The sequence below is a fragment of the Ralstonia sp. UNC404CL21Col genome (assembly GCF_000620465.1).
GTDB lineage: Bacteria > Pseudomonadota > Gammaproteobacteria > Burkholderiales > Burkholderiaceae > Ralstonia > Ralstonia flatus.
This window is the reverse complement of the sequence record NZ_JIBE01000003.1, coordinates 1,076,648-1,096,684: the sequence shown is the minus strand read 5'-3', so window position 1 is coordinate 1,096,684 and position 20,037 is coordinate 1,076,648. Positions and strand designations below refer to the sequence as shown.

Annotated in this window: 19 protein-coding genes and 1 tRNA gene; 8 read left to right on the top strand and 12 right to left on the bottom strand. The window is 63.7% G+C overall.

Translation table 11 applies throughout. The features are described 5' to 3' along the window. Positions 1 to 786 precede the first annotated feature (786 nt). The 4 genes from N511_RS25190 to ftsY all read right to left on the bottom strand — a co-directional run bounded on the left by N511_RS25190 (position 787) and on the right by ftsY (position 4,014). Positions 787 to 1,221: a hypothetical protein gene (locus N511_RS25190; RefSeq protein ID WP_155954018.1), complete on the bottom strand. Its 435-nt coding sequence runs from the start codon at positions 1,219 to 1,221 to the stop codon at positions 787 to 789. Beyond that, a complete protein-coding gene (locus N511_RS0105190) occupies positions 1,202 to 2,194 on the bottom strand; it encodes a M35 family metallo-endopeptidase (protein WP_231479572.1) in 993 nt (330 codons plus the stop codon). The genes N511_RS25190 and N511_RS0105190 overlap by 20 nt, the downstream gene beginning before the upstream one ends. An 11-nt stretch (positions 2,195 to 2,205) precedes the next feature. Continuing rightward, positions 2,206 to 2,565 carry a PAAR domain-containing protein gene (locus N511_RS0105185; RefSeq protein ID WP_027678321.1) on the bottom strand — a complete coding sequence of 120 codons (360 nt, stop codon included), beginning with the start codon at positions 2,563 to 2,565 and terminating at the stop codon, positions 2,206 to 2,208. Positions 2,566 to 2,817: 252 nt separating this feature from the next. After that, entirely contained in the window at positions 2,818 to 4,014 is a 1,197-nt protein-coding gene (ftsY, locus tag N511_RS0105180; protein WP_027678320.1) for a signal recognition particle-docking protein FtsY, read from the bottom strand. 60 nt (positions 4,015 to 4,074) lie between these two features. Here ftsY and N511_RS0105175 point away from each other — a divergent pair, with 60 nt between their 5' ends. The 5 genes from N511_RS0105175 to N511_RS0105155 all read left to right on the top strand — a co-directional run bounded on the left by N511_RS0105175 (position 4,075) and on the right by N511_RS0105155 (position 8,689). Continuing rightward, positions 4,075 to 5,571, top strand: coding sequence for a M16 family metallopeptidase (locus N511_RS0105175; RefSeq protein ID WP_027678319.1), 1,497 nt, complete (start codon positions 4,075 to 4,077; stop codon positions 5,569 to 5,571). Beyond that, entirely contained in the window at positions 5,571 to 6,923 is a 1,353-nt protein-coding gene (locus tag N511_RS0105170) for a M16 family metallopeptidase (protein WP_027678318.1), read from the top strand. The genes N511_RS0105175 and N511_RS0105170 overlap by 1 nt, the downstream gene beginning before the upstream one ends. 94 nt (positions 6,924 to 7,017) lie before the next feature. Then, entirely contained in the window at positions 7,018 to 7,674 is a 657-nt protein-coding gene (gene rsmD / locus N511_RS0105165) for a 16S rRNA (guanine(966)-N(2))-methyltransferase RsmD (protein ID WP_027678317.1), read from the top strand. A gap of 197 nt (positions 7,675 to 7,871) precedes the next feature. Further along, a complete protein-coding gene (coaD, locus tag N511_RS0105160) occupies positions 7,872 to 8,375 on the top strand; it encodes a pantetheine-phosphate adenylyltransferase (RefSeq protein ID WP_027678316.1) in 504 nt (167 codons plus the stop codon). A gap of 50 nt (positions 8,376 to 8,425) precedes the next feature. Continuing rightward, a complete protein-coding gene (locus N511_RS0105155) occupies positions 8,426 to 8,689 on the top strand; it encodes a YfhL family 4Fe-4S dicluster ferredoxin (RefSeq protein WP_027678315.1) in 264 nt (87 codons plus the stop codon). A gap of 67 nt (positions 8,690 to 8,756) precedes the next feature. Here N511_RS0105155 and N511_RS0105150 read toward each other — a convergent pair whose 3' ends face one another. From N511_RS0105150 to N511_RS0105115, 8 genes are all read right to left on the bottom strand, one after another. Further along, entirely contained in the window at positions 8,757 to 9,395 is a 639-nt protein-coding gene (locus N511_RS0105150) for a DUF4124 domain-containing protein (protein ID WP_027678314.1), read from the bottom strand. Between the two features lie 24 nt (positions 9,396 to 9,419). After that, the gene (gene pth / locus N511_RS0105145; protein ID WP_027678313.1) at positions 9,420 to 10,022 is read right to left on the bottom strand and encodes an aminoacyl-tRNA hydrolase; all 603 of its coding nucleotides are present in this window, start codon (positions 10,020 to 10,022) and stop codon (positions 9,420 to 9,422) included. 170 nt (positions 10,023 to 10,192) lie between these two features. After that, positions 10,193 to 10,819, bottom strand: coding sequence for a 50S ribosomal protein L25/general stress protein Ctc (locus N511_RS0105140; RefSeq protein WP_027678312.1), 627 nt, complete (start codon positions 10,817 to 10,819; stop codon positions 10,193 to 10,195). 152 nt (positions 10,820 to 10,971) lie between these two features. After that, the gene (locus N511_RS0105135; RefSeq protein ID WP_004633415.1) at positions 10,972 to 11,922 is read right to left on the bottom strand and encodes a ribose-phosphate pyrophosphokinase; all 951 of its coding nucleotides are present in this window, start codon (positions 11,920 to 11,922) and stop codon (positions 10,972 to 10,974) included. Positions 11,923 to 12,000: 78 nt separating this feature from the next. Next, a tRNA-Gln gene (locus tag N511_RS0105130) sits at positions 12,001 to 12,077 on the bottom strand. 50 nt (positions 12,078 to 12,127) lie between these two features. After that, the gene (gene ispE, locus N511_RS0105125) at positions 12,128 to 12,997 is read right to left on the bottom strand and encodes a 4-(cytidine 5'-diphospho)-2-C-methyl-D-erythritol kinase (RefSeq protein WP_027678311.1); all 870 of its coding nucleotides are present in this window, start codon (positions 12,995 to 12,997) and stop codon (positions 12,128 to 12,130) included. Positions 12,998 to 13,011: 14 nt separating this feature from the next. After that, positions 13,012 to 13,635, bottom strand: a complete 624-nt coding sequence (gene lolB, locus N511_RS0105120) for a lipoprotein insertase outer membrane protein LolB (RefSeq protein ID WP_027678310.1) — start codon at positions 13,633 to 13,635, stop codon at positions 13,012 to 13,014. Beyond that, entirely contained in the window at positions 13,635 to 15,572 is a 1,938-nt protein-coding gene (locus N511_RS0105115; protein WP_027678309.1) for a tetratricopeptide repeat protein, read from the bottom strand. Before N511_RS0105115 ends, lolB begins: the two co-directional genes overlap by 1 nt. Positions 15,573 to 15,673: 101 nt before the next feature. Between N511_RS0105115 and mutM the strand changes: the two genes are divergently transcribed. The 3 genes from mutM (at position 15,674) to mutY (ending at position 20,036) form a co-directional block, all read left to right on the top strand. Then, positions 15,674 to 16,549, top strand: coding sequence for a bifunctional DNA-formamidopyrimidine glycosylase/DNA-(apurinic or apyrimidinic site) lyase (gene mutM, locus N511_RS0105110; RefSeq protein WP_027678308.1), 876 nt, complete (start codon positions 15,674 to 15,676; stop codon positions 16,547 to 16,549). Positions 16,550 to 16,840: 291 nt separating this feature from the next. Beyond that, on the top strand, positions 16,841 to 18,784 hold the full coding sequence (locus N511_RS0105105; protein ID WP_027678307.1) for a dynamin-like GTPase family protein: 1,944 nt from the start codon (positions 16,841 to 16,843) through the stop codon (positions 18,782 to 18,784). A 103-nt stretch (positions 18,785 to 18,887) separates the two neighbouring features. After that, on the top strand, positions 18,888 to 20,036 hold the full coding sequence (gene mutY, locus N511_RS0105100; RefSeq protein WP_027678306.1) for an A/G-specific adenine glycosylase: 1,149 nt from the start codon (positions 18,888 to 18,890) through the stop codon (positions 20,034 to 20,036). Position 20,037: the final 1 nt, after the last annotated feature.

The window sequence follows — 20,037 nt, the reverse complement described above, 5'->3', positions numbered from 1 at the left end:
TACGAGGCGACCTTTTACAGCGCTGGTGCCAATCGTGCCGGCAAACTCGAATAGATCTCGTCATGGGCGCCCTTGCGGACCTGAGCTTGGGCTGAACTCAGTGCCGGTCGACAACTTTGCCCGAAATCTGATGGCGCTTGTCGAAGGGATGATCTGAGCGTTATCGATGATGCCGCACGGCGTTTCGATCCCGGTCGACACGCACAGCTTTCCGAAGATCCGTTTCCCCTCACGGTAAAGATCAAGGCTATACCCCTCAGTATGTGGGTCGTCGGTACTCCCTACAGTGCGCTGGTTAGAGAAGGAACCAAGATGCTGAGTGATCGTCGGCGCTGCTGCTGAAGATGCGCCCATGAAAAAGATCGGGGCAAGTAGAAGCCAGCGCATTCAGAATCAATCCGTTGTCGACGACGTGGAGTGCTGCTCAGCCCCAGATCTGATACGGGCTAGCTGGATATCAAAATTCTGCCTGTCGATGATCCAGCCACGCCCCTTCTTGCACTGAATCTCGGTGTGGAGATAGACCTTCATGGCCACGCTGCGCAGTGGGGTGCATGTGTCGCCGGGCACCAAGGTGAACAAGACCCTGTCTTCGGTGTCCTCTTCTGAGGCATAGACGGAGGTACTTTGCTTCGCTGTCCACACTGCAGCTGCATGTTCTCTTGAGCATGCGGTGGCTACCAGGGCATTCAGTAGAAGCATTGGGACAGAGATCCTCATGGACTCTCCTTGGCGTAAAACCGTTTTTTCTTGACCCGCTTCCGCATTGAGGACAGCCAAGCTCGCTTATCTCTTGATAGGCATGTCGCCGTCAGAGCAGCACGGGTTGGGGCACGCAGGCAAGATCGAAATTTCGACTCGCCGTCCGTTTCCTACATCATCTGACCGGTAGACGCCGTAGTGTTCATCCACCGGCACTTGGTTGAAGTGTTGGGTTTTCAGGATGGACACGACGGCTTGTAAGCGTGCTTTTGCCAGCGCACGCGCGTTACGCTCATGGTCTTCTGCCCGCCCATCGACCTGAAGCACCTCTTGCGTCGGATACTTGATGCGCTGATCTACCAACCAATTCGCTAAGCGAAGTATTTCCGACGAAGATACCGCAGCGGAATCCGAAGAAAAGTACACATCAAAATTCTGACCTGGCATGCAGGCATACGTGACGCCGGCACTCAAGAGCAGAAACGCCGCCAGCGTATTTCTAATCTTCATAGATGACATAACCGGCGATGCTATCGGCGTTCTGAAGCGTGATCTCCGGGTTGGATTTCGCAAGGTCTCGGCACTTCCTCATGAAGTAAACAGCATCTCCGGTGTTCATGGTGTCGTGGAAGTGCGATACCTCATGTATTAGCGTAGATACCTGCGAGTCCATGCTGTAGGCGAAGTCTCGTAGCTCGCAGAAATCCAAATGAATGGCGATCGTATGCGTTGCCGTATCGGGTGCGCATACCTCTGCGACAACCCCGAGTTTTCTCTTTGAGTCTGAAACGCAGCCGACATGCGCCATGGCCGCCCCAGAATAGCGAACAAAATTGTTTGGAGTTAGCCCGGCGAGTATATGGCGTATGCGGGCAAGTCCACCGGCGAGATAGTCCCGCGTTACAACGTCGCTATTACCGAACCACTGAGCGACGCGAACCCGGGCGGCGGTAGACCATCCTGCTAATTCGGTTAGGCGCTTATCGATAAGCGACACAGCTTTGTCTCGTCGTTGCATGACCATCTGAGCGAACTCCGCGTTGCTCATGTTGGGGCAGATCAATTGGGGATCGTCTTCAAGCGTCGATTTCTGATCTGTCTCTTTGAGCGACGATGAGGGCAACGGCACCCGGTTATGGCCTCCCAGCGGCGCGGTGAAGGCTGATTTCGCACTCACCGAAACGGGCATTCCACTGCCAGCTCGATTCACCGCAACCCGAAACTTATCCGTCGAAGCAATGGCGCGAGGGGGATTGGCGCATTTGCAGAAGATCCACGCACCTTGAATGGCGAGCTGGCGACCGCTCGGAAGCCCGAACGCTGGGTAGGCATCATTGACGAGGTAGCCCACGGATTTGCAGGCTGGGCAAGTTGCCAGATCCCCTTCCGCAGCCACCTCTTTGCCGTGGAACCGCATCCTGCCGGTGGCAGTTATGACGCCACCCGTCGTAGTTAAGTCACCATGCCTAAGGCCGGGGCGCATGTCTTCCATGATCGGGCCCCTCAGATCAAGCTGTCGGTCGCCGGCTCCGGACGGTACGCCGGGTCAAGCAGGCCGATGATGGGCGCGCCCGCCGGTTCATCGAAAGTTAGGGCCGTGATTGGCGACGAAACAATGGTGTCGCCGTTGCTCAGTGGGCTGCCAATGATTGCAACGGGACGATCGTCGTCCATCATCGCCATGCCCGCGCCCGCGGTAATGGCAGCCACGCTGCCGTCTGGGTAGACAGCTTCATCGCCCACAAGCAGGAGCGTGTGCCCGCTATCTCCGATGCTGCTGGAGCCCTGAATGATCTCGCCGCCGTTGGCTGTCTTCGCGCCGTTGAACGCCGCAACGTAGACCTTGCCGGATGTGTCTTGCATCTGCCATCTCCACATGAGAGCACTTCGCTGAAGTGCTCCATTGGAGCAGCGCCATGCGCTGAATCTCAATCAGACGATTCCAATTCGGTGGGTACTTGAAATTAGCGTAGGGGGCATGCTGATCGGAGGGCTACTGGTTGAGCCTTAACGCATGTGATGTGCTGGTAAATGCGGAGCGCGATAAGTTCGACCGCAAATAGAAACGCCCTGAACAATTCAGGGCGTTTCTGTGCAACAAGGTTTCGCAGGACGTTATCCCAACAACGCATCCGCAAATTCGCGCGCGGAAAACGGCTGCAGATCCTCCACCTGCTCGCCCACGCCGATGAAGTACACCGGCACCGGACGCTGCCGCGCGATGGCGGCTAGGATGCCGCCCTTGGCCGTGCCATCCAGCTTGGTGACGATCAGGCCCGTGAGGCCGAGCGCTTCGTCAAACGCTTTGACTTGCGCGAGGGCGTTCTGCCCCGTGTTGCCGTCGATCACCAGCAGCGTTTCGTGCGGCGCCGTGGCCATCGCCTTGGCGGTCACGCGGCGCACCTTCTTGAGTTCTTCCATCAGGTGCAGCTGCGTCGGCAGACGGCCGGCGGTGTCCGCCATGACGATGTCGATGCCGCGTGCGCGCGCTGCGTTCACTGCATCGAAGATCACGGCGGCCGGGTCGCCCGATTCCTGCGCCACGACCGTGACGTTGTTGCGCTGACCCCAGATCACGAGTTGCTCGCGCGCGGCGGCGCGGAACGTGTCGCCCGCCGCCAGCAGCACCGATTGACCGTAGGTCTGGAAGTGCTTGCAGAGCTTGCCGATGCTGGTCGTCTTACCGGCGCCGTTCACGCCCGCGATCATGATCACCATCGGTTGCTCGCGGCCGAGCACCATGGTTTTTTCCAGCGGGTGCAGCAGTTCGACCAGCAGGTCGCGCAGGGCGGTCTTCACGCCTTCGGCCGTTTCGATGCGCTGTGCCTTGACGCGGCGGCGCAGTTCGCCCAGCAGGTATTCGGTGGCGTCGACACCGGCATCGGCCATGAGCAGCGCGGTTTCCAACTCTTCGAACAGCGCTTCGTCCACCTTCACGCCGACGAAGAGCGTGGTCAGGCCTTTGCTCGTCTTCGACAGTCCGGAGCGCAGGCGTGACATCCAGCCCTTGCGGGCCTGTTCGATCACGGCGGGCGTGGGCACGGTTTCGATGTCGTCGGCTTGCACGTCGAGCGCAGGCTGCTCGGCAGGTGCGTCAGGCACGGCAACGTGGGCCGGCGCCGCGACAGGTGCGGGCGCGGGAGCCGGTGCAGCGACGGGCTGGGGGGCTGCAACCGGTGCGGGTATGGGGGCGGGGGCGGCGCCAGGGATGGCAGCCGGGGCAGGCGCCTGCGCGGCTTCGGGTGCCGCTGCGGGCGTGGGTTCGGCGGCCGGTTGGGGCTCTGCCTTGCGCTTCTTCCAGAAACTAAACATCGTAAAAGGCAGTCTATTTCGCCGTTAGAATCAAGCGTCGAATTTTATCAGACAGCCCTTATGCGCTCTTCCATGCGAATCGTTTCAAACCGGGCTCGGTCGCGAGTCTGGCAATTGGCCGCGACGGCCCTGGCGGCGGGCCTGCTGGCCGGCCATGTTGGCGCGCAGGAGCTGGCCGCTGCACCGGGGCATCCGACCGCCACCATCACCGGTGGCAAGGTGGGCGCCAGCCAGTCCGACACGCACGAATACAAGCTGCCCAATGGGCTGCGGTTGATCGTCAAGGAAGACCACCGCGCCCCTACCGTGGCGCACATGGTGTGGTATCGCGCCGGCAGCATCGACGAGCACAACGGCACCACGGGTGTCGCCCACATGCTCGAACACATGATGTTCAAGGGTACCAAGGCAGTCGGCCCGGGCGAGTTCTCCCGCCGCGTGGCGGCCCTGGGCGGCCGTGAAAACGCCATGACCACGCGCGACTTCACGATGTACTTCCAGCAGATCGAGAAATCGCACCTGGCCGATGTGATGGGGCTCGAAGCCGATCGCATGGCCAATCTCCAGCTCACCGACAAGGAGTTCAAGCCGGAGATGAACGTGGTGAAGGAAGAGCGCCGCATGCGCATCGACGACTCCGCCCGTTCCACCGTGTATGAGCAGATGCTCGCCACGCTGTTCAATGCCGCGCCGTATCGCAACCCGACCATCGGCTGGCCGGGCGATCTCGACACGATGACGGTGCAGGACGCGCAGAACTGGTATCACGCCTGGTACACGCCCAACAACGTCACCGTGATCGTCGCGGGCGATGTGAAACCCGACGAAGTCTTTCGCCTTGCGCAGCGCACCTACGGCAAGCTCAAGCCGCATGCGCTGCCGCGTCGCTATGCGCAGGAAGAGCCCAAGCAGATCGGCGTCAAACGCATCTGGGTGAAGGCGCCGGCCGAAAACCCGTACGTTGTGCTGGCCTACAAGGTGCCGCGCCTGAGCGATGTGGAGAAAGACGTCGATCCGTATGCGCTGGAGGTCTTGTCCGCCGTGCTCGATGGCTATGACAACGCGCGCCTGTCCAGCCAACTCGTCAAGGGCGAAAAGCGCATCGCCGACGACGTCAATGCCGGCTACGACGGCCTGAACCGCGGCCCGTCGATCTTCCTGATGGACGGCACGCCTGCCGACGGCCACACCACCGCCGAGATCGAACAGGCGCTGCGCGCGCAGATCGAGCGCATCGCCAAGGAAGGCGTGACCGATGCAGAACTGAAGCGCGTGAAGGCACAGGTTGTGGCCGCGCAGATCTACAAGCGGGACTCGGTGTTCGGCCAGGGCATGGAGATCGGCATGAACGAGATGAGCGGCCTGTCGTGGCGCTCCATCGATCGCCAGCTCGAGAAGATCAAGGCCGTGACGTCGGCGCAGATCCAGCACGTGGCGCAGACCTACTTCAGCGAAGACAACCTCGTCGTCGCCACGCTGCTGCCGCAACCGATCGATCCCAACAAACCGGCGCGCAAGCCTGTTCCCGGCATGCGCGATGAAGGAGGGCTGCGTTGATGCGCGCCATGTCTCTGACCCTGAAGACGGCGCTGGTCGCCATTGTTGCAGCGGCGGCGCAGAGTGCCTTGGCCGCGCTGCCCATCGAACACTGGACGGCGCCGACCGGCGCACGCGTGTTCTTCGTGCCGAGCCCGTCGATTCCGATGCTCGATATCAATCTCGACGTGGATGCGGGTTCGCGTTATGAGCCGGCTGCCAAGGTGGGCCTCGCGTCGCTCACAGCGGGCATGCTCGACAAGGGCGTCGCGGCGCAGGGTAATGCGCCAGCGCGCGATGAAGCGGCGATTGCAGACGCGTTTGCCGATGTGGGCGCGAGCTTTGGCGGCGGTGCCGGTGGCGACCGCACGAGCCTGCGCCTGCGCACGCTGTCCGACCCCGTTGAGCGCGGCCCGGCCATCGCGCTGATGACGCAGATCATTTCGGCGCCGACCTTTCCCGATGCCGTGCTCGCACGCGACAAGCAGCGCCTGGTGGCTGCGATCCGCGAATCGTTGACCAAACCGTCGGTGCTGGCAGAGCGCGCATTCGGCAAGGCCATCTACGGCACGCATCCGTACGGGCAGACCGCTTCGCCGGAAACGGTGGAAAGCATCACGCGCGACGACATCGTGCGCTACTACCAGGCCAACTACACGGCCAAGCGCGCGGTGGTGACGCTGATCGGCGCGATCAGCCGCCAGGAAGCCGAGGCCATCGCCGAGCAAATTACGCGCGGCTTGCCCGCTGACGGCGCCACGCCGCCGGCGCTGCCTGACGTCAAGATGCCGCTGCCGAAGGCGGAGACGATCCGCATTCCGCACCCGGCGCAGCAGGCGACCATCATCCTGGGGCAACCGGGCATCGCGCGTGGCGACAAGGACTACTTCCCGCTGCTGGTCGGCAATTACGTGTTGGGCGGGGGCGGCTTCAGCGCGCGTCTGACCAATGAAGTGCGCGAGAAGCGCGGCCTGACGTACAGCATCGGCAGCTACTTCGCGCCTGCTGCACAGCCGGGTCCGTTCGAACTGGCGCTGCAGACGCGCAAGGACCAGACCGAGGAAGCGCTGGGCGTGGTGCGTGACACCGTCGCCAAGTTCGTCGCCGATGGCCCGACCGACGCGGAGCTGAAGGCGGCCAAGGACAACCTCGTCAACGGCTTCCCCCTGCGCCTGGACAGCAACCGCAAGCTGCTGGACAACGTGGCCAACATCGGCTGGTACAACCTGCCGCTCGACTACCTGGATACGTGGACGCAGCGCATCGCGGCTGTCACGCGTGAGCAGGTGCGCACGGCATTCCAGCGCGTGCTGCAACCGCAGGCCATGGCGACGATCGTAGTGGGCGGTCCGGAAAAAGCCGCCGCGAACTGACGTACCGCGTCTTGATCCGAAAAAACCGGCGGCATTTCCCGCCGGTTTTTGTTTGCGCTCGTTTTATGAGGCAACAGCCCCTAAAATCGCGCCCATGGCACCTCGTACCTCCAGCTCCAAAGGCCCCAAGGCCAAGACCGCCACGTCGCACGCGCGCGCACCGCAGCAGGTGCGCATCATCGGCGGGCAATACAAGCGCACGCCGCTTCCGGTGGTCGACGCAGACGGCCTTCGCCCGACCAGCGACCGCGTCCGCGAAACCGTCTTCAACTGGCTCGGTCAGGACCTGACCGGCTGGCGCTGCGCGGACATCTTTGCCGGCACCGGCGCGCTCGGCTTTGAGGCCGCTTCGCGCGGCGCCGCCCACGTGACGCTCATCGAAAACCACGCCCCGGCCGTGCGCGCGTTGCACGCCATCCGCGACAAGCTGGGCGCGCGCATGGTCGACATCGTCTCCGGCGACGCCTTTGCCTGGCTCGCTCGGCAGCCCGATGCTGCGCTCGATGCGGTGTTCATCGACCCGCCGTTTGCGCAGGACTGGACGCTGCGCGCGTTGGAAGCCGCGACGCGGGTGGTCAAGCCGGGAGGCGTGATCTACGTTGAAGCAGCGCAGCCGCTGGTGGATGTGAGTGCTGATTCACATGATGCCGAGCCGGCTGCCGGCCTCGCGTTGCCCGCCGATCTGGTGCTTCACAAACACCTGCGCGCCGGTGCGGTGCATGCACATTTGCTGCTGCGCAAAAACGGTTAAACTACGCCGCTCGCAACCGGTGCATGAGCATCGGGCGGCACCTGCAAGGCGGGTGCGCTCGGTCGATATCGGTGGCACAGGCGGCAGGCTCGGGACCTGCCGCGCTCGATAACGCAACGGCGTCCGAATGCAGTACCGGCGCGGCCATGTCCCACGCCGACGCTTGCGGATGCTCTTTTCCCCTTGGTGGAGGAACCATGGTGATCGCGGTTTATCCCGGCACTTTCGATCCGTTCACGCGCGGCCACGAAGACCTCGTGCGACGCGCATCCAACATCTTCGATGAGCTGATCGTCGGGGTGGCGCAGAGCCCGAACAAGCGGCCCTTTTTTGCGCTGGAAGAGCGCATCGAAATCGCCCGTGAAGTGCTCGGCCATTACCCCAACGTGCGGGTCGAGGGGTTTTCCGGTCTCTTGAAGGATTTCGTACGCAAGAACGGCGCACGCGTCATCGTGCGGGGCCTGCGTGCGGTGTCGGACTTTGAGTACGAATTCCAGATGGCCGGCATGAACCGCTATCTGCTGCCGGACGTGGAAACGATGTTCCTGACGCCGTCGGATCAATACCAGTTCATCTCCGGCACGTTCGTGCGCGAAATCGCCGTGCTGGGCGGTGACGTCAGCAAATTCGTGTTCCCGTCGGTCGAAAAATGGCTCAAGGAAAAGACCGGCAAGTCGGAAGGGTCAGGCAAATCGGAATAAAATGACGCTTTGGCGAGCGCTGGCTCGCCGGCCATTTCAAGGAAGGCATCATGGCGCTCATAATCACCGATGAGTGCATCAATTGCGACGTCTGCGAGCCTGAGTGCCCCAACGGCGCGATTTCGATGGGCCCGGAGATCTACGTGATCGACCCGGGCAAATGTACCGAATGCGTCGGCCACTTTGACGAGCCTCAGTGCCAGCAGGTCTGTCCGGTGGACTGTATCCCCAAGGACCCGGCCCATGAGGAAACGCACGAGCAGTTGATGCACAAGTACGTTCAACTCACCTCCGCACCACCACGCGCGGCGTGAGCACAAAAAAAGAGACGGCTTTGGCCGTCTCTTTGCATTGGTGCCTACCGTTTCGCTCGCAGTGCGCTTACTGGATCGGCAACAAATCTTCCGGCCCTTCGTACGCATAGCCGGGCTCGCAGACGATGCGGTAGTGTGGGTAATGCGGACGCGGGGGACGTGGCACGATCGGTGTGGGCGCCGCGGGCGCTTGCGCGAACGGCTTCGCGCCGTTGCCAGGTTGGCGCAGCGCGCCCGCTGCCGGCGCGGGAGGCTGGCTGATCACCGGCATCGGCGTCGGATAGGGCTGCGGGTAGGGCACCGGCCCCACGTAGACGCGATGGCAGTAGCGAACGCCTTCCTGCGCAACCACCACTTTTTGCCGTTGCTCGCGGCGCGCCTGTTCGGCCGCTTGCGCTGCGATCTGGGCCTGGCGGGCGTCTTCCGCCGCCTGCGCTTTGCGGCGCGCGGTTTCCATCTGCTGGACTTCGGCCGCCTCGGCGGTGGCGCGCTCGCGGGCGGCCTTCTGGTCGGCGGCCGTGGGCGTGTTGTCGATCATCGGTACGGGCTTCGCGCGCGTACCGCAGGGATGGTCGGAGTAGGTCGTCTGGCCATTCTCGCTGCAGCGGTACACCTGCGCGTGCGCCGGCAGGCTGAGGGCTGCCAAGCCGAGCGCCAGACCCGCCAGCACGGCGGCGCGTGAGGTCAGTATGGCGATCGGTGTCATGGCGGTGTCCTCTGTATTGGTGGATCAGCGTGCGGTATGCAGGCGCATCATGGCTTTTTCGGCGTTGCCGGCAATCAGCTCCGGCAGTGCATCCAGGCTCTGATCGATGGCGCGGTCGATGAGGTCCTGTTCTTCCTTGCGAGGCGCTTTGAGCACGAAGTTCGCGACGTCATGCTGGCCGGACGCAGGCGACCCCGGCGGCAGCAGGTTGCGCGGGTGGCCGATGCCCAGCCGCAGCCTCCAGAACTGTTGTGTGGTCAGATGCGCTGCAATGTCCTTCAGGCCGTTGTGGCCTCCGGAACCGCCACCGAGCTTGAGCTTGACCGTGCCGGGCGGCAAATCCAATTCGTCATGCACGACCAGGATTTCATCGGGCATCACCTTATAGAAGCGGGCCAGTGCGACGGTAGCCAGGCCGGAGCGGTTCATGAAGGTTTGCGGCTCGAGCAGCCACACCTCGTTGCCCCAGAGGTTGGCGCGCGCTGCATAGCCGTGAAAGCGCGTCTCGTTGCGCAGCGTCACGTTGCCCATGCGAGCGAGCTGGTCGACCAGCCAGAAGCCGGCGTTATGTCGTGTCGCCGCATATTCGGCGCCCGGATTGCCGAGGCCGACGATGAGTTTGATCATGCGATTGGTATCAGGTTGAGGTGCAGGGGGCGCCCCTTGATCGTACAAGCATAGCTGCTTTCCGCAGCCTGGAGGCGGTGCGGTCCGCGCCGCTCAGGCGGAAAAAAAGCCCGGCGAGACAGGCTCGGCGGGCTTTTTTTCGCTCGCACCGAAGTGCGAGGTGCGGCAACTTAGGCTGCCGGCTTGTCTTCGCCTGCAGCAGCAGCGCCTTCTTCGGCGGCAGCGGACTTCTCGCCAGCCGGCACGCTGATGTTGGCAACAGCCGGGTTCTCATCGCCACCGTGGGTGAGGATGGTCACGCCCTTCGGCAGCTTGAGGTCAGCGATGTGCAGGGTCTGGCCGATTTCCAGCGAACCCAGATCCACTTCGATGAACTCCGGCAGGTCGGCCGGCAGGCACGACACTTCAACGTCGTTCAGGATGTGGTTCACGATGCCGTGGCCCAGCTTCACGCCCGGCGCGGTTTCCTGGTTCAGGAAGTGCAGCGGCACCTTGACGTGGATCTTTTCCTTGGCCGACACGCGTTGGAAGTCGACGTGCAGAACCAGTTGCTTGAACGGGTGCAGTTGGAAGTCACGCAGCAGCGCCTTTTCCACCTTGCCTGCCACTTCGATGTCGAGGATCGACGAGTGGAAGGCTTCCTTCTTCAGCGCGTGGTACAGCGCGTTGTGATCGAGTTCGATCAACTTCGGGGTGGCTTCGCCGCCGTAGATGATGCCCGGGGTCTTGCCGGCGTTGCGCAGGCGGCGGCTCGCACCAGTGCCCTGAACGCTACGCTCGAAAGCGACAACTTTCATGATTGCTCCAAACGAAAAAGACGACTCGCGACCAAGCCGTCTGGTGAACGGGGCGCCATATTGCGCCCCGCAGACATCGCAGAAGTGCCGTCTAGTCGACGTTTTCTGCGGTAAAGCCTTGAATTATAACAGTAAGCCGCCCAGGTGCCGAATTATTCAGCAAACAGCGACATGATCGAGTCACCGCGCACGATGCGGGTGAAGGTCTCGGCCAGCAGCGGCGCGGTCGAGAGCTGGCGGATCTTGCCGCATTTGATCGCATCTTCGCGCAGCGGGATGGTGTCGGTCACGACGACTTCGTCCAGAGCCGAGTCTGCAATGCGGGCAGCTGCGCCGCCCGACAGCACCGGGTGCGTGCAATACGAGAACACTTGCTTGGCGCCGCGCTCCTTGAGCACCTGCGCGGCTTTGCACAGCGTGCCGCCGGTGTCGATCATGTCGTCCATGATCACGCAGTTGCGGCCGTCGACTTCACCGATGATGTTCATCACTTCGGCCACGTTGGCCTTCGGGCGACGCTTGTCGATGATCGCCAGGTCCACGCCGAGCTGCTTGGCGAGCGCACGTGCGCGCACCACGCCGCCGACGTCGGGCGATACCACCAGCAGGTCTTCGTAGTTCTTCTTGCGCAGGTCTTCGAGCAGGATCGGCGACGCGTAGATGTTGTCGACCGGGATATCGAAGAAGCCTTGGATTTGGTCAGCGTGGAGGTCCATCGTCAGCACGCGCTCGACGCCGGCGACTTCCAGCATGTTGGCCACGACCTTGGCCGTGATGGCCACACGCGCCGAACGGGGGCGACGATCCTGGCGGGCATAGCCGAAGTAGGGGATGGCGGCCGTGATGCGGCGGGCAGACGCGCGCTTGAGCGCATCGACCATCACCATCAATTCCATCAGGTTGTCGTTCGTCGGCGCGCAGGTGGATTGCAGGATGAACACGTGCTTGCCGCGCACGTTTTCCTGGATCTCGACCTGGACCTCACCATCGGAGAATCGGCCGACGAGGGCCTTGCCTAGCGGAATGCCTAGATGCTTGACGACAGCTTCTGCGAGTTTGGGGTTGGCATTGCCGGTAAAAACCATCAAGCCTTCGCTGCTCATCGGGGCACCTGTTTTGACTTCAGACGCGCCGGCTGGCTGAAGCCAACCGGGCTATTGCTGGGAACATAAGGAAGAAAATGGCAGGGGCGGAAGGATTCGAACCTACGCATGCCGGAATCAAAATCCGGTGCCTTAACCAGCTTGGCGACGCCCCTACACAACCGATCGGTTACTGCTTCCATTGCAGAAGCAATAACTGCAAACCTTACACAGCAAATCTTGCGAGCGGGTGATGCGACAGACCTGCCGCACACCAACCTTCCCATTCGGAAGGCACCTGATCCGCTACCGCTTGCGCCTGCTCAACGTTGTCGAACGGAGCAAATACGCAGGCGCCGGATCCGGTCATTCTTGCCAGAGGGCTGAACTGACGCAGCCAGACAAGTGCTCGGGCGATTTCGCCGTATTTCCTTTCCGCCACCGCTTGCAGGTCGTTGCGACCGTAAGCGAAAACAATTTGTTGGTCAGGAAAGTCCGTAATTATGGTGAGTGGCGTATCGCGTGTCAACCCTTCATCGGAAAAAATTGCAGGGGTGGGCACATGCACGCGTGGGTGGATCACCACGAAGGCCGCCGGCGGCAGCGCGACGGGCGTCAGTTCTTCGCCGATTCCTTCGGCGAAGGCGTTCTGGCCGAACACGAAGAAGGGCACGTCGGCACCGAGCTTCATGCCGATCGCCATCAGTTGCGTGCGCGGCAGATCAAGGCCCCAGAGACGATTGAGCGCAAGCAGCGTGGTGGCGGCATCAGAGGAGCCGCCGCCAATGCCACCGCCCATCGGCAGGCGTTTCTCGATGGCGATGTCGACGCCGTAGGTGCAGCCCGTTTCTGCTTGCAGCAGGCGCGCAGCGCGGATGATGAGGTCGTCATCGGCAGGCACGCCCGGGATATCCGTGGTGCGAACCAGGCGGCCGTCGGAGCGGCGCGCGAAATGCAGCGTGTCGCTCCAGTCGATCAATTGGAAGACGGTTTGCAGCAGGTGGTAGCCGTCAGGCCGGCGGCCGACCACGTGCAGGAAGAGGTTGAGCTTGGCGGGCGCGGGGCAGTCACGCAGCTCGACGGGGGCGGAGGACATGGCGAAGCGAGGCGTTACTGGTCGAGCACGAGTCGCACCGAGAGCGGGCCGTTGGCGCCGTGCTGACGATCGAGATCGAGCCGGCGGATGCTCGCCTTGGCGCCGTCGGCGTTGTTGCCGTTGTCGGCCCACGCGACGTAGCGGACGGTCCAGCCATTCTGCTCGATGGTTTCGGGGCGCGATTGCGCGTCGCGTGCCACGCGTGCCGGCGTGCCCGGAGCGGGGCGCGCGCGCAGCCAGTCGCGCAGGCCGGAAACCGGCAGCGAAAAGCCCAGCGCATCCTGCATCAGCGTGTCGACTTCGGGTGCGCGGCGCGGCGGCTGGTTCGGCAGTTCGAGCGTGGCGCCCTGGTTGCTCTGGCTGACGATGGCCAGCGTCTGGCCCAGCGGCGACATCAATTCAAGCTGCACGTCGGCGCCGCGTTCACGCCAGAGGAAACTGCCGACGGCGCTTTGCTCGGTGTTGTTCTGCGTGTAGCGGGCCGAGAAGCGCCCTTGATAACGCGTGATGGTGGCATCGGCGTCTTGCGTGCCGGCGAAGAGATCGTTGGCTGGCCGCAGGCTTGCGCACCCGCTGAACAGCACGCAGCCGGCGCCGAGCATCAGCGCGCCGAGCGCGCGCGTGAACCGCATCGCCATCAATTTGCGCTCACGGGAGCATTGGGCACCGGCTGGCCGAAGCGGCGCAGCGTGTCACGCAGGGTGGTGTCGTTTACGTCGAGCTTGGACGCTTCGGTCCAGATCTGACGCGCGTCGTCCTGCTTGCCCGATTGCCACAGCACCTCGCCCAGGTGCGCGCCGATTTCGGCTTGCGGCGCGGCTGTCCACGCCTTGCGCAGGATGTCGGTGGCGGCGGGCAGGTCGCCGCGACGGTATTTGACCCAGCCGAGGCTGTCGGCGATGTAGGGATCATCCGGTGCCAGCGACACGGCTTTCTCCAGCAGCTCCTGCGCTTCCTGCAGGCGCACGTTGCGGTCGGCCAGCGAGTAGCCGAGCGCGTTGTAGCCGATGGCCTGGGCGGGGCGCAGGTCGATCACCTTGCGCAGCAGCGTTTCCATGTTGTCGTAATGGCCGTCGTGCTCTTCGAGCATCGCCAGTTGGTACGAATATTCGACGTTGTCCGGGTCGCTCTGGAGCAGTTCGTTGACGCGGGCGCGGGCGCGGCCGTAAGCCTTGGCGTCCATCAGCATGCCGATTTCGGCCTGGCGGATACCGTCCATCAGCGCCTGGCGGCGCGGGCCGTCCGGCACGTCTTCGGAATCGGCGACGAGTTCGTCGAAGGTCTGTTGTGCCTCGTCGATGCGGCGCAGCTTGCCGAGCAACTGGCCACGCTTGATGCCGGCTGCCAGCGCGGTCTGGCCGTCGGCGTCGCCGTTGGCGGAACCGGTGATCTTGTCGACCCAGCCGAGCGCGCCGGCGTAGTCGCGCTTTTCTTCGGCCAGCTGGGCGAGGCCCTGATAGCCGGGCTCGGGGCTCAGCGTGGGCGACTTGGCGGTGGCGGCCACGTATTCCTTCAGGTAGCGCTCGGCGTCGTCGTACTGGCGCTGCTGCAGGTTCAACAGACCCAATGCAAGCGTGATGCGCGCATCGTTGGGCGCGATCTTCTTGAGCGTTTCGAATTCGGCGCGCGCCTTGTCCTGCTGATTGCGCACGAGGTACATGCGGGCGAGCGCCAGGTGGCCATCGATGGACGCGGGTGCGGCTTTCAGGAAGCTGCGCAGGCCGGCGATGGCGGCATCGGGGTCGCCGTCGGCACGCAGTTCGGCGGCGAGGATGGCGGCATCTTCATACCCGGGACGCAGCTTGAGCGCCGTGTCGAGTTCCGTCAGCGCGCCGGTGGTGTCCTTGGCGGCGACCTTGGCGCGGGCCAGGGCCAGATGCGTTTCGGGGCGCTGCATGTCATGCGAGGCGATGCGCTGCAGCGCGTCTACGGCGCCCACCGGATCGCTGCTCTTGGACATCTGCTGCTGCAATTGCAGCAGGGCATCGGCACGCTGGCCGGGCGAGACCTTGTTCAACTGCGCCTGCAGCATCGGTTCGACTTCCGACCACTGGCCCGTGGCCACCAGCAGGAGCTGCTGCACCTGGCGCGCCGGCATGGACGTTGGCGACAGTTCCACCCACAGGCGGGCGGCAGTCAGCGCCTGCGCGGGGGAGCGCGTCAGAAACGCGATCTCGGTGGCGCGCTGGGCAAAGCGGGGGTCGCGTGTGTCTTGCGCGAGCGCCAGGTAGGTGCGGTACGCCGGTTCAACCAGCCCGCGCTGCAGCGACACTTCCGATGCCAGCACGCGGTACATGATGTCTTCATTGAGCGCGACACGCGGCAGATCGGTGCGCTCCGAACTCAGCAGGCCGGTGCGCGGGCGCGAGCGTTCAATCTGGACGGCCGCGCGACCACCCGTGCCGCCTTCCTGTGCAGCTTGGGCGATCAGCGGAGCGGCGATGGTCGACTGCGACGACCATGCCGGCAGGCTCGTCAGCCCTCCCGCCACCAGCGCGGCCAGCAGGGCCGTTCTGCTGCGCGGGAATCGCCGCGGGCGTTGCGTCGCGGGCGAACGGGAGAGGGCGTGAGGCATGGTCTCGAAGCTCCGGATAGGGGTTCGGGGCATTGTAGCCTGACCGCTACAATCGCCCGCATCGTAAAAAAGGTTGGAGCAGCACATGGGATGGAGGTTCGATGCCTGAGTTGCCGGAGGTCGAGGTCACGCGTCTGGGTTTGCTACCGCATGTTACGGAGCGACGTATCGTGCGCGTCGTGGTACGCCACCACGGCTTGCGCTGGCCGATCGATCCGGCGCTGCCGGAGTTGCTCGCTGGCCTGACCGTCACGCGCCTGCTGCGCCGGGGCAAATACCTGCTCATCGAATGCGTGCCCGCGGTGGGGCAGTCCGGCCACCCCGCCGATACCGCAGGCGGCTGGCTGCTCATCCATCTTGGGATGACGGGTACCTTGCGCGTGCTGGAAACGCCCGTGCCGCCCGGCCCGCACGATCACGTCGATATCGAACTCGCCGACGCAACTGGCGTACCCATCACACTGCGCTATCGGGATCCGCGCCGCTTTGGTGCCGTGCTTTGGCATGCGGGCGACGAAGCCGGCCTGGCCGAACATCCGTTGCTCCGCAATCTCGGCATCGAGCCGTTCGACGCCCCATTCGACGGAGACTGGATGTTTGCCCGCACGCGCGGGCGCCGGGTCGCCATCAAGTCGGCGCTCTTGGCAGGCGACATCGTGGTCGGCGTGGGCAATATCTATTGTTCGGAAAGCCTGTTTCGCGCAGGAATCCGGCCCACCACCGCGGCGGGTCGCATCAGCCGGCCCCGCTATGCGGCACTGGCCGAGGCCATTCGCGCCACGCTCGCAGATGCCATCGCACGGGGCGGCAGCACGCTGCGTGACTTTGTCGGCTCGGACGGACAAAGCGGCTACTTCCAGCTCGATGCCTTCGTGTACGACCGCGCCGGTCTGCCGTGCCGGGTGTGCGGCACGCCGATCCGCCAGATCGTGCAGGGCCAGCGCTCGACGTTTTACTGTCCGACCTGTCAACGCTGATCGACCGCGTCGCGCCACCCGAAGCCGCTGGAAAAGGCCGTGCTGGAGCGATCTAGACGCCATTTCGCAAGGTTTTTGAAGTGGGGTGCGGGGCCTCCGATGGCATCCCGCAACACTTGTCTGCCCGGGCTGGAGAACCTTGCGGAAAGTTCGCCCGGAAGCCGGCGGTTCGCTGTATCGTTCCACCTAAATTTGTGCATTTCTGTGCCGTAATTGGGCGGTATCAGCGATGTCGAGGGGCGCGCGCATTTTTTTGGCGGTCGGGTCGCGCACACAAAATAAGACAGAACGATGAACAACACACTGAGCACACAGTTCGAGCAGTACAGCGCCTGGCGCGCTTCGGTACTGCAGTCGGTGGGGGAATTCCAGGACTGGCTGCAAGCGCAGGAGCTGTACGACGCCCAGGCCGACATGCGCGCGCAGCGCATCCGGGGCGTGCTGCGCAGCGACAAGCTCAAGGTCGCTTTCATTGCCGAGTTCTCTCGTGGCAAGAGCGAGCTGATCAACGCCATCTTCTTTGCGGACTTTGGCCGCCGCATCCTGCCGTCGTCGGCGGGCCGGACCACGATGTGTCCGACCGAGCTGATGTACGACGAAAGCTATCCGCCGTCGATCCGTCTGCTGCCGATCGAGACGCGCCTGCACGATGCGTCGACCGCTGACTTTCGCGATGCCGAAAGCCACTGGCTGTCGGTGCCGCTCGATCCGTCGTCGCCCGAGGGCATGCTGGAAGCGTTCCGCCACGTGGTGGAAACCGTGCGCGTGCCCAAGGAAGAAGCCGAGCAGCTTGGCCTCTATAACGACGCCGATCCCGACGCCGCGTTTTCGGTGGATGCCGCGGGCACGGTCGAGGTGTCGAAGTGGCGGCACGCGATCATCAATTTCCCGCATCCGATGCTCAAGCAGGGGCTGGTGATCCTGGATACGCCGGGCCTGAACGCCATCGGTACCGAGCCGGAACTGACGCTGCGCCTGATTCCGGATGCGCATGTCGTCGTGTTCGTGCTTGCAGCGGACGCCGGTGTGACCAAGAGCGACCTGGAACTGTGGCGCTCGCATGTGGGCGGTGGTCAGCGCAAGGGCTGCATCGCGGTGCTCAACAAGGTCGATGGCCTGTGGGATCCGCTCAAGTCTGAAGAAGAAGTCGAGAGCGAAGTCAGCCGCCAGATCATGACGACGGCGCAGGTGCTGGATATCGATGTCGAGCGCGTGTATCCGGTGTCGGCGCAGAAGGGCTTGCTGGCGAAGGTCAGCCACGATCACGAACTGCTGGCCAAGAGCCGGCTGCCGGAGCTGGAGTCGGTGCTGTCGGATCAGCTGATTCCGCAGCGTCGCGAGATCGTTACCGAGCAGGTTCAGCTGGCGGTGAAGGACATGGCCGCCGGTGCGCAGCAACTGCTGCAGATGCGCCGCCGTGACATCGTCGAGCAGCTGTTCGAACTGCGCGGCCTGCGTGGCAAGAACCACACGATGGTCAAGCACATGCTGATGCGCGTGCAAGGCGAGAAGGAAGAGTTCGAGCAGAGCATTGCCAAATTCCAGGCGCTGCGCACGGTGTTCGGCCGCCACAGCGCGGAGATCATTAAGAGCGTGCAGCTCAAGCAGATCCGTTCGACCATGCGCGAAGCGCGCGAGAAGATGAAGGAGCGCGTGTTCTCGCGCGGCCTGCGCGACGACATGGACAAGCTGTTCGGCCACCTGACCGGCCTGGTGCGCGACGCGGCCAACCGCATCGACCAACTGCACCAGATGGTTGACGGCATGTACAAGAAGTTCAACGCCGAGCACGGCTTCACGCTGTCGCCACCGCTGCGCTTTTTGGGCACGCGCTACGACGCCGATCTGAAAGAGACGCTGATGCTCGCGCACAACCACTTTGGCGCGTTCAGCTTCCTGACGCGTCCGAAACCGCAACTCGTGCACGGTGCATTCTCGACGGTGGCCAGCCGCGTGCTGGACACCTTCCAGGACATGAACCGCGACATCGAGATCTGGCTGAAGTCGGTCATGACGCCGCTCGAAGCGCAGGTGCGCGATCACCAGAAACAACTGCGCAAGCGTGTCGATTCGATCGAGCGCATTCACGAGGCCACCGATACGCTGGAAGCGCGCATCACCGAACTCGAAGCGCTGCTCAACACGCTCGATGAGCGCAGCGGCACGATCGCGCAGTACACCGATCGCATTCTCGCGGCCGGGACGATTCTGGAGCGGCAGTCGTTCGCAGCCTGACGCGCATCGTTCGTTACGGAGAAGGCGCCTGCGGGCGCTTTTTTCGTTCTGGTAGGATCGCCGCCAGCGCGCACGTTCCGTCCGCCGCTTTTCCATCACACGCATGACCGCCAGCCCCCGCCGCACGCGCCGCGTTGCTCAGCCCGTTCCCGTATTGCCGCCGCTTCCTGACGATTTCGCCACGCGCGTGATCGCCTGGCAGCAGCGTCATGGCCGTCACCATCTGCCGTGGCAGAACACCGGCGACGCGTATCGCACATGGCTCTCCGAGATCATGCTGCAGCAGACGCAAGTGAGTGCGGTGCTGGGCTACTACGCACGCTTCATCGAACGCTTCCCGACCGTGCAGGCGCTGGCCGCTGCCCCGGCAGACGACGTGATGGCTGCGTGGGCGGGCCTCGGCTATTACACGCGCGCACGCAACCTGCATCGCTGCGCGCAGATCGTGGTGGCGGAGCACGGCGGCATCTTCCCGCGTGATCCCGACGTATTGGCGACGCTGCCGGGCATCGGCCGGTCGACCGCGGCTGCCATCGCTGCGTTTTCGTATGGCGTGCGCGCGGCCATTCTCGATGGCAACGTCAAGCGCGTCTTCGCGCGTGTGTTCGGCATCGATGGCTTTCCTGGTGACAAGCGCGTCGAAGGCACCATGTGGCGCATCGCCGAAGCCGTACTGCCGCCGGCCGAGGGCATTCAACCGTACACGCAGGGTTTGATGGATCTCGGTGCCACGGTGTGCACGCGCGGCAAGCCCGCATGCCTGACTGGCGAGCGGCCTTGTCCGCTCGAATCGCTATGCGAAGCACGCAGTAGCGGTCGCGTGATGGAGCTGCCCGTGCCGCGCCCGCGCAAGGCGATCCCCGAGCGCGCCGCCACCCTTGTCATCGCGCTGCACGCCGACGCGGTGTTGCTGCAGCGTCGCCCGCAACGCGGTATCTGGGGCGGCTTGTGGTCGTTGCCGCTGGTGGGCGAGATGGACGACGCGCTCGATGCGCATCCGTTGGATGTGGGCACCGTGCGTGGTGCCGCCCAGGCCTATGGCGACGTCTCCACAGTGGAGATGGCCGGCGCGCTCACGCACACCTTCACGCACTTCCGTCTGCACATGCATCTGCTACGCGCGGAGATCGCTACACCCGCCGCGCTCGACGACAACTGGCGCTGGGTACCGCTGGCGAAACTCAATTCAGTGGGGTTGCCTGCGCCGGTGAAATTGGCGCTGGAGACGCTGGTACAGCCAAGCCTGATCTAAC

What these genes read in the sequence shown, in the direction of transcription:
- N511_RS0105150 (WP_027678314.1), bottom strand. Translation starts at nt 9,395, where the DNA reads ATGACACCGATCGCCATACTGACCTCACGCGCCGCCGTGCTGGCGGGT.
- rsmD (WP_027678317.1), top strand. Translation starts at nt 7,018, where the DNA reads ATGGCACCTCGTACCTCCAGCTCCAAAGGCCCCAAGGCCAAGACCGCC.
- coaD (WP_027678316.1), top strand. Translation starts at nt 7,872, where the DNA reads ATGGTGATCGCGGTTTATCCCGGCACTTTCGATCCGTTCACGCGCGGC.
- N511_RS0105140 (WP_027678312.1), bottom strand. Translation starts at nt 10,819, where the DNA reads ATGAAAGTTGTCGCTTTCGAGCGTAGCGTTCAGGGCACTGGTGCGAGC.
- mutY (WP_027678306.1), top strand. Translation starts at nt 18,888, where the DNA reads ATGACCGCCAGCCCCCGCCGCACGCGCCGCGTTGCTCAGCCCGTTCCC.
- ftsY (WP_027678320.1), bottom strand. Translation starts at nt 4,014, where the DNA reads ATGTTTAGTTTCTGGAAGAAGCGCAAGGCAGAGCCCCAACCGGCCGCC.
- N511_RS0105170 (WP_027678318.1), top strand. Translation starts at nt 5,571, where the DNA reads ATGCGCGCCATGTCTCTGACCCTGAAGACGGCGCTGGTCGCCATTGTT.
- N511_RS25190 (WP_155954018.1), bottom strand. Translation starts at nt 1,221, where the DNA reads ATGTCATCTATGAAGATTAGAAATACGCTGGCGGCGTTTCTGCTCTTG.
- N511_RS0105115 (WP_027678309.1), bottom strand. Translation starts at nt 15,572, where the DNA reads ATGCCTCACGCCCTCTCCCGTTCGCCCGCGACGCAACGCCCGCGGCGA.
- N511_RS0105155 (WP_027678315.1), top strand. Translation starts at nt 8,426, where the DNA reads ATGGCGCTCATAATCACCGATGAGTGCATCAATTGCGACGTCTGCGAG.
- mutM (WP_027678308.1), top strand. Translation starts at nt 15,674, where the DNA reads ATGCCTGAGTTGCCGGAGGTCGAGGTCACGCGTCTGGGTTTGCTACCG.
- N511_RS0105185 (WP_027678321.1), bottom strand. Translation starts at nt 2,565, where the DNA reads ATGCAAGACACATCCGGCAAGGTCTACGTTGCGGCGTTCAACGGCGCG.
- N511_RS0105190 (WP_231479572.1), bottom strand. Translation starts at nt 2,194, where the DNA reads ATGGAAGACATGCGCCCCGGCCTTAGGCATGGTGACTTAACTACGACG.
- ispE (WP_027678311.1), bottom strand. Translation starts at nt 12,997, where the DNA reads ATGTCCTCCGCCCCCGTCGAGCTGCGTGACTGCCCCGCGCCCGCCAAG.
- lolB (WP_027678310.1), bottom strand. Translation starts at nt 13,635, where the DNA reads ATGGCGATGCGGTTCACGCGCGCGCTCGGCGCGCTGATGCTCGGCGCC.
- N511_RS0105175 (WP_027678319.1), top strand. Translation starts at nt 4,075, where the DNA reads ATGCGCTCTTCCATGCGAATCGTTTCAAACCGGGCTCGGTCGCGAGTC.
- N511_RS0105135 (WP_004633415.1), bottom strand. Translation starts at nt 11,922, where the DNA reads ATGAGCAGCGAAGGCTTGATGGTTTTTACCGGCAATGCCAACCCCAAA.
- N511_RS0105105 (WP_027678307.1), top strand. Translation starts at nt 16,841, where the DNA reads ATGAACAACACACTGAGCACACAGTTCGAGCAGTACAGCGCCTGGCGC.
- pth (WP_027678313.1), bottom strand. Translation starts at nt 10,022, where the DNA reads ATGATCAAACTCATCGTCGGCCTCGGCAATCCGGGCGCCGAATATGCG.